Below are 8144 nucleotides of genomic sequence, written 5' to 3' on the forward strand. Positions count from 1 at the left end.
GAGGTGCCCCCTGACGCCGCTCCTTCCTCCACGGAGACCCGTCAGAAGGACCCTAGCGCCGCCGCCTCACCCCGTGGCCAGCTCCTTGAGGCCCGCCAGGCCTCCGTTGAACCGGTTGTGGTCGCCCACCAGCGGCCCGCTGGAGGTGTACTGCCACAGGGTGTGGGTCTTCCAGCCGGCCGGCAGCGGCCCGGGGGCGGCGGCGTACCGCGCCAGCCACAGCGGGTTCCGCTCGGCGAAGGCGGCGCTGTCGCCGGTGCACGTCTGCCACCAGCCGGTGGTCGTGTAGATCACCGGCTGGCGTCCGGTGCGCTCCTTGATCCGCGCGGTGAAATCGCCGATCCAGTTCACCATCTGGGATGCGGTCAGGCCGTAGCAGGTTGCTCCGTACGGGTTGTACTCGAGGTCCAGAACGGGTGGCAGCGTCTTGCCGTCGTCCGACCAGTCGCCGCCGCCCGCGACGAAGAAGTCCGCCTGACGGGTGCCACTGGAACGGTCCGGCAGGGCGAAGTGGTAGGCGCCGCGGATCATGCCCTGCCGGAACGAGCCGTTGTACTGCGAGGCGAACGAGGGGTTCTTGTAGGTCGTGCTCTCGGTGGCCTTCACATAGGCGAATCGGACGTTGTCGTCCCACAGGGCCGCCCAGTCGACCGAACCCTGATGGTCGCTGACGTCCACGCCCTCCACCGAGGCCGCTCTGGTGGCCCGGGGCGTGGCGCCGGGGTCGGTCTTCTCGTGGCGGGCGATGGTCGAGCCCATCCAGTCCCGCTCGGGGTGCGGGACGGACGCCGCGGGGGCCGGGGCGGTGCCGGCGTCGTGGTCGGGGTCGGTCGTCGAGGCCGTGGCCGGTACGAGGGTGGCGAGGACGGCGGCGGTGACCGCCACTCCCAGTCCGCCGATGGCGTAGGGCGAGCGCAGACGCGAAGGCGCCCGGTGGGCGCCCTTACCGGATTTCAGGGACATCTGTTCCTCCGATCCGTTCCGCATCGACGGTATGCGCGCCGAACGAAGAACGTGAAGCGGAACGGGAAATTCTGTCCCTCCGTCAGCGGTTCCGGCCCTCCTCGCAGACCGGCCCGGACGGCACGCCGTAGCCCGCCACCAGCGCCCTGGCGGCCCGGGTCGCCCGGATGGCGACGTCCTCGACCGCGTCATCCGGATCGCCGAACTTCCCTTCCAGCAATTGGGCGACATAGCCGCGGGCGAGCGCGTGCAGGGCGTCGAGGAGCGCCACGGCCGTCGCCGCGGCCTCGTCCGGGGCGACCACCTCGAAGGCGCTCGGCAGCAGCAGATCCACGAACTCCCTGCTGCTGTCCCGTAGCTCCGGATGGGTGGCGCGCAGCCCCGGCGCGAAGAGGATGTCCAGCCCGCCGCGGTAGCGGGCCGCCGCGCGCACGAAGGTGCCCGCCACTGTCGCCAGCCGCTCCTGGGCGGACCCGACGTCGGCCACCGTGTCCAGGTAGAGGGCCCGCAGCCGCCGCGAGATCTCAAGGGCGGCGGCCGCGAGCAGCGCGTCACGGTCGGCGAAGTGGCGGTACGGCGCACCGGGGCTCACACAGGTGCGGCGCGCGGCCTCCGCCACGGAGAAGCCGCGCACTCCGACCTCGTCGATGATCTCCAGGGTCGTCTGCACCAGCGCGGCGGCCAGGTCGCCGTGGTGGTAGGTGGCGCGTCCCTTCGGGGTGGGTGCCATTCGGGTGACCCTACCCGACCCGTGATTCCGGCTCACCCGCCCCTGGCCTGGGCCTTTCGGCGTCCTGGGCGGCCCGCAGCGCGTCCCGCGAGCGTTCGATGCGGATCGGCAGATCCCGCACTCGCTCTCCGGTGGCATGGTGGAAGGCGTTGCCGATGGCGGCCGCCGCGCCCACGATGCCGAGTTCGCCGATGCCCTTGGCGCCCACCGGGTTGGTGGTGTTGTCGTCCTCCTCCAGCAGCACCACGTCCAGTCGCGGAACGTCGGCGTGGGCGGCGATGTGATAGCCCGCGAAGTCATGGTTGGCGAAGTCGCCGAAGACCGGATCGACCTCGCCGATCTCCAGCAGCGCCATCGACAGACCCATCGTCATGGCCCCGAGGAACTGGGAACGCGCGGTGTGCGGATTGACGATCCGCCCGGCCGCGAACACGCCCAGCATCCGGTCCACCCGGATCTCACCGGTGTCGCCGTCCACCCGCACCTGGGCGAACTGCGCCCCGAAGGTGTGCCGCGACAGATCCGCCCGCCGCTCCAGATCCTCGACGGTGTCGGCCACCACCTCCAGACCGCCGTCCGGGACCACACCCCCGTAGGTGTCCAGCTCCTTGAGCAGCGCACGGCACGCCTTGTCCACCGCCCAGCCCCACGAGGCGGTGCCGAGCGAACCGCCCGCGAACGGCGCCATGCCCAGCGAGGCACGGCCGATCTCCAGCCGCAGCCGCGACAGCGGAATGCCGAGCGCGTCCGCCGCCACCTGGGTGAGGGCGGTACGGGCGCCCGTGCCGAGGTCGGCCGCGCCGATGCGCACCCGGTACGTCCCGTCCTCCTCGGCGCGCGCCACCGCGGAGGAGGGGAAGGTGTAGTCCGGGTGGTGCGAGGCGGCCACACCGGTGCCCAGCAGCCAGCGCCCCTCGCGCCGGACCCCCGGCGCCGGATCGCGGCGCTCCCAGCCGAAGCGCGCCGCGCCCTCGCGCAGACAGGCGACCAGGTTGCGGCTGCTGAAGGGCTTGCCGCTGTCCGGATCGGTCTCCGGCTCGTTGCGGATCCGCAGCTCGACCGGGTCCATGCCCAGCGCCCCGGCCAGCTCGTCCACGGCCGACTCCAGCGCGAACATCCCCGGGGTGTGGCCGGGGGCGCGGAACCAGGCGGGCGTCATCACATCGAGCGGCGCCACCTTCACCGTCGTACGGGCGTGGGGCGCCGCGTACATCATCCGCGTCGAGGACACCGTCTGGTCGGCGAACGGCACCTGGGCCGAGCGCTGCTGCACCGACTCGTGCTGGATCACCGTCAGCCGGCCGTCGCGCCCGGCGCCCAGCCGCACCCGCTGGATCGTGGGGGAGCGGTAGGGGATCAGCTGGAACATCTGCTGCCGGGTCAGGGCGATCTTCACCGGCCGTTCGACGGCCCGCGCGGCGAGCGTCGCCAGCACCGTCGGCGAGCGCGGAATGCCCTTGGACCCGAAGCCCCCGCCGATGTACTCGGCCACGACCTCCACCGCGCCCAGCTCGATCCCGAACAGCGCGGACATCAGCTGCGCGCTCATATAGGGACCCTGGTCGGAGTTGAACAGCGTCAGCCGGTCCTCGTCCCACACCGCGATGGTGGCATGCGGCTCCATCGGGCTCGGATGCTCCACCGGAGTGGTGTACGTGGCGTCCACCCGCACCGGGGCGGTGGCCCAGGCGCCATCGGCGTCACCGCGCTCCACCAGGCCCGGACTGCCGTCGGTCACCGTCTCGGCGATCTCCAGCCGCTCGTCGTCGGCGCGCAGCACCACATCGTGGGGCTCCCGCTCATAGCCCACCCGGACCGCCGCCGCGCCCTCGCGCGCCGCCTCCAGCGAGGTGGCCACCACGGCGGCCACGATCTGGCCGTGGTAGGCCACCCGAGGGGACTGCAGCACGAAGAGGTCCGCGCTCGCCTCCGCCTCCGCGTTCAGCCGCGGGGCGTTGGTGTGGTCGAGCACCGTCAGCACACCGGGCAGGGCCAGCGCCGGAGCCGGGTCCACCTCCGTCACCCGGCCGCGGGCGATGGTGGCCTGCACCGGCCATACGTAACTGACGTCCCGGGTGGGGAACTCATAGGCGTAGCGCGCCGCGCCGGTCACCTTGTCCAGGCCGTCGACCCGGGTCACCGGGGCGCCGACGCTTTGCTCGACGGTGGTCATGCGCGATCACTCCTCGCGACGAGGTCGCGGACGCCCGCGACGATCAGATCAGTGGCCAGGTCGACCTTGAAGGCGTTGTCCGGCAGTGGCCGCGCCTCGGCCAGCTCGGCCCGCGCCGCCTCGCGCAGCGTCTCCTCGTCCGGCCGGGCGCCGCACAGCCGCTCCTCGGCGATCCGGGCGCGCCACGGCCGCGGCGCCACTCCGCCGAGCGCGATCCGCACGTCCCGCAGCGAGCCGTCCTCGGCCACGGACACCGAGGTGGCGACGCTCACCAGCGCGAAGGCGTACGACCAGCGGTCGCGCACCTTGCGATAGCGCATCCGGGCACCGCGCGGCGGCGGGGGCAGCTCCACGGCGGTGATGAGGTCGCCGTGGTCCAGGACGGTCTCCCGGTGCGGTGTGTCGCCGGGCAGCAGATACAGCTCCGCCACCGGAACGGTGCGCGTGCCGCCGTCCACCGACCGCACGTGTGCCACCGCGTCGAGCGCCACCAGCGCCACCGCCATGTCGGAGGGGTGGGAGGCCACGCAGTGCTCGGAGGTGCCCAGCACGGCCAGATCGCGGTGCGCGCCCCCGATCGCCGGGCATCCGGTGCCCGGCTCGCGCTTGTTGCACGGCTTGGACACGTCCTGGAAGTACCCGCAGCGGGTGCGCTGCAGCAGATTGCCGCCCACCGTGGCGACCGTGCGCAGCTGCCCGGAGGCCCCCGCCAGCAGCGCCTGGGACAGCAGCGGGAAGCGCTCGCGGATGCCCGGATCGCCCGCCAGCGCGCCGTTGCGCACGGTGGCGCCGATGAGTACGGAGCCGTCCTCGCGGTGCTCGATCCGGTCGTACGGCAGCCGGGAGACGTCGATGAGCAGACCCGGGTCGGTGACGCCGAGTTTCATCAGGTCCACCAGATTGGTGCCACCGCCGAGATAGGTGGCATCGGGGCGCTGGGCGATCAGCGTGGCCGCCTCGGCGGCGTCGCCCGCGCGGGCGTAGGCGAACTCCTTCATCGGGCGCCTCCGACGGTGGCCGCGGCCTGGGCACCCTGGGCGCCCGCGGCATCCAGCACAGCCTCGACGATCCCGTTGTACGCGCCGCAGCGGCACAGGTTGCCGCTCATGCGCTCGCGCACCTCGCGCGCGTCCAGCGCCGACACATCGGCCACCCCGGTGGCGGTGTCCTCGGTGACATGGCTGGGCCAGCCGCGCCCGGCCTCGCCCAGCGCCCCGATGGCGGAGCAGATCTGGCCCGGGGTGCAATAGCCGCACTGGAGCCCGTCGTGGTCGAGGAAGGCGCGCTGCACCGGGTGGAGCTCCCCGCCGTCCGACAGCGCCGCCACGCCCTCGATGGAGACGATCTCGCGCTCCTCGGCGGTCACCGCGAACATCAGGCAGCTGTTGACCCGCTCACCGTCCACCAGCACCGTGCAGGCCCCGCACTGACCGTGGTCACAGCCCTTCTTGGTGCCGGTGAGCCCCAGCCGCTCGCGCAGCACATCGAGCAGGGTTGTCCGGTTGTCGATCGTCAGGGAGTGGGATGTGCCGTTGATCCGCAAGATGATGTCGCTACTCGGTGAGTGATGTGAGAGGCTCATACATTGAATGTATCAACCTCTTACATGCATGGCGAGGAGATATGAATTCCATGCGGGACGTCGTAGCGCAGATGCACCGATGGTGGGGCGAGGGCGAGCCGTTCGCCCGTGCCACGGTGGTGGCGACCTGGCATTCCTCGCCGCTGCCGCCCGGGACGTCCATGCTGGTCGGCCCCGATGGCGCGGCGATCGGCAGCGTCTCCGGCGGCTGCGTCGAGGGCGCCGTCTATGAACTTGCCCAGGAGGTGACCGACAGCGGCCGGCCCGTGCTGGAGCGCTATGGCGTCAGCGACGACGACGCCTTCGCGGTCGGGCTGACCTGCGGCGGGATCATCGATGTCTATGTGGAGCGGATCGACCCCGCGGGCTTCCCCGAACTGGGCGAGGTGGCCGAGGCGGTGGCCGCCGGGGAGCCGGTGACCGAGGTGATCTGCGTGGCCGTCGACGGGCCCGACCCGGAGGGACGGCTGGGCCGCCGGCTGGTCGTACGGCCCGACGGCACCTCCGGATCCCTCGGCTCCGCGCGGCTGGACGCGGCCGTCGCCGAGGACGCCCGCGGTCTGCTGGCCGGCGGGCGCACCGAGACCCTGCGCTTCGGCTACGACGGTGTCCGCATGGACGAGGAACTCACCCTGTTCGTCTCGGTCCACGCCACCCCGCCGCGAATGCTGGTCTTCGGCGCCGTGGACTTCGCGGCGGCCATGGCCCGGATCGGCGCCTACCTCGGCTACCACGTCACCGTGTGCGACGCCCGGCCCGTCTTCGCCACCCCGCGCCGCTTCCCCGAGGCACACGAGGTGGTCACCGACTGGCCGCACCGCTATCTGCGCACCGAGGCGGAGGCGGGCCGGATCGACGAACGCACGGCGGTCTGTGTGCTCACCCACGACCCCAAGTTCGATGTGCCGCTGCTGGAGGTCGCCCTGCGCCTGCCGCTGGCCTACGTGGGCGCCATGGGCTCCCGCCGCACCCACGACGACCGGCTCCGTCGGCTGCGCGCCACCGGTCTCGGCGAGGAGGCGCTGGCCAAGCTCGCCTCACCGATCGGCCTGGACCTCGGCGCCCGTACCCCCGAGGAGACCGCCGTCAGCATCGCGGCCGAGATCATCGCCGACCGCTGGGGCGGCAGCGGCACCCGGCTGACCTCCCTCAGCGGCAGCATCCACGGTCAGGAGCCGATGCGGCCCGCGGCCGGAGGCTGAGACGGGGCCACGGCACGGGCCGGGGATCGTCACAATGGTTCCCGGCCCGAATGGATGTAGGAGGAATCGAACCAGCCGTGGAGACCGCTCGAAGCAGCGACGACGACATAGAACCCACCGCCGCCGACGATGACGCCGGCCCCGGTGCCGGGGCCGGCGCCCCCGTACCGCCGCCGAGATCCGGCTGGCGCCGCTGGGTGATGGACACCCGGCCGCTGCGCCACCGCCCCTTCCGCCGGCTGTGGAGCTCCACCACCGTCACCGCCATCGGCAGCCAGCTGACCGCCGTGGCCGTGCCCAAGCAGATCTACGACATCACCGGCTCGTCGGCGTGGGTCGGCTACGCCAGCTTCGCCGGGCTCCTCCCGCTGGTGGTCTTCGCGCTGTGGGGCGGGGTGGTCGCCGACCGGATGGACCGGCGCACCCTGATGCTCGTCACCAACGTCGGAATCGCCGTCACCTCGGTGCTGTTCTGGGCGCAGTCCTTCGCCGGTCTGGACTCGGTGGCGCTGCTCATGGTGCTGCTCGCCGCCCAGCAGGGCTTCTTCGGCATGAACTCCCCGGCCCGCAGCGCCTCCGTCGCCCGTCTCGTCCCCGCCGACGAACTGCCCGCCGCGGGCGCCCTGCAGTCCACCGTCGCCCAGACCGGCATGATCCTCGGCCCGCTGCTCGCGGGGGCCCTGATCCCCGTCCTCGGCCTGCCCGCGCTCTACCTCATCGACGCCGTGGCGCTGTGCGTCACCCTGTGGGCCGTCTGGCGGCTGCCCGCCCTGCCGCCCCTCACCGAGGGCGCCACGGGCGGCGCGCGGCGGGGCGGATGGCGCGATGTGGCCGACGGCTTCCGGTACATCGCCGCCCACCGCATCCTGCTGATGTCCTTCCTCGCGGACATCATCGCCATGGTCTTCGGCATGCCCCGCGCGCTCTTCCCCCAGCTCGCCTCGCACACCTACGCACCCTGGGGCGAGGGCTTCGCGCTCGGCCTGCTCTTCGCGGCGATCCCGCTCGGCGCGGTGGCCGGCGGACTGCTGTCCGGCACCTTCTCCCGCGCCCGCCGCCACGGGCTGATGGTCATCGTCGCCGTGATGGCCTGGGGCGTGGCCATCACCGGATTCGGGCTCAGCCTCAACCTGTGGTGGGCGGTGGCCTTCCTCGCCCTCGCGGGCGTGGCCGACATGGTCTCGATGGTCTTCCGCGGGACGATCCTCCAGGCGGCCGCCACCGACGACATGCGCGGCCGTATGCAGGGCGTGTTCACCGTGGTGGTGGCGGGCGGCCCGCGCATCGCCGATCTGCTGCACGGCACCGCGGGCTCCCTCCTCGGGGCCCGTGCGGCGGTCGCCGCGGGCGGGCTGCTGGTGGCCGTCAGCACACTCGGGCTCGCCGTCGCGGTGCCCGCCTTCCGCCGCTACACGCCCTGACGACACGGCCGCGCGCGGGCAGGCGAACGCACGACGGGCCGGCCCCCGCCCGGTACCCGGGGCGGTGGCCCGG

Annotated in this window: 7 protein-coding genes; 2 read left to right on the forward strand and 5 right to left on the reverse strand. The window is 72.8% G+C overall.

The window, feature by feature from the left end:
• Window positions 1–66: 66 nt before the first annotated feature.
• The 5 genes from ACFXB5_RS25075 to ACFXB5_RS25095 all read right to left on the reverse strand — a co-directional run bounded on the left by ACFXB5_RS25075 (window position 67) and on the right by ACFXB5_RS25095 (window position 5448).
• A complete protein-coding gene (locus ACFXB5_RS25075; protein ID WP_385211675.1) occupies window positions 67–963 on the reverse strand; it encodes a lysozyme in 897 nt (298 codons plus the stop codon).
• Window positions 964–1045: 82 nt separating this feature from the next.
• Complete coding sequence (locus ACFXB5_RS25080) at window positions 1046–1693, reverse strand: TetR/AcrR family transcriptional regulator (protein ID WP_385211677.1); 648 nt, start codon at window positions 1691–1693, stop codon at window positions 1046–1048.
• Between the two features lie 10 nt (window positions 1694–1703).
• The gene (locus ACFXB5_RS25085) at window positions 1704–3866 is read right to left on the reverse strand and encodes a xanthine dehydrogenase family protein molybdopterin-binding subunit (RefSeq protein WP_385211679.1); all 2163 of its coding nucleotides are present in this window, start codon (window positions 3864–3866) and stop codon (window positions 1704–1706) included.
• Window positions 3863–4864 (reverse strand): FAD binding domain-containing protein, encoded by a 1002-nt coding sequence (locus ACFXB5_RS25090; protein WP_385211680.1) that lies wholly within the window; start codon window positions 4862–4864, stop codon window positions 3863–3865. Before ACFXB5_RS25090 ends, ACFXB5_RS25085 begins: the two co-directional genes overlap by 4 nt.
• Window positions 4861–5448 (reverse strand): (2Fe-2S)-binding protein, encoded by a 588-nt coding sequence (locus ACFXB5_RS25095; RefSeq protein ID WP_385211682.1) that lies wholly within the window; start codon window positions 5446–5448, stop codon window positions 4861–4863. The genes ACFXB5_RS25090 and ACFXB5_RS25095 overlap by 4 nt, the downstream gene beginning before the upstream one ends.
• A gap of 50 nt (window positions 5449–5498) precedes the next feature.
• On the opposite strand from ACFXB5_RS25095, the gene ACFXB5_RS25100 reads away from it, so the two are divergent.
• Window positions 5499–6650 carry an XdhC family protein gene (locus ACFXB5_RS25100; RefSeq protein ID WP_385211684.1) on the forward strand — a complete coding sequence of 384 codons (1152 nt, stop codon included), beginning with the start codon at window positions 5499–5501 and terminating at the stop codon, window positions 6648–6650.
• A 77-nt stretch (window positions 6651–6727) separates the two neighbouring features.
• Window positions 6728–8071 (forward strand): MFS transporter, encoded by a 1344-nt coding sequence (locus ACFXB5_RS25105; protein ID WP_385211686.1) that lies wholly within the window; start codon window positions 6728–6730, stop codon window positions 8069–8071.
• Window positions 8072–8144 lie beyond the last annotated feature (73 nt).

Source organism: Streptomyces sp. NPDC059455 (assembly GCF_042750115.1).
Lineage (GTDB): Bacteria > Actinomycetota > Actinomycetes > Streptomycetales > Streptomycetaceae > Streptomyces > Streptomyces endocoffeicus.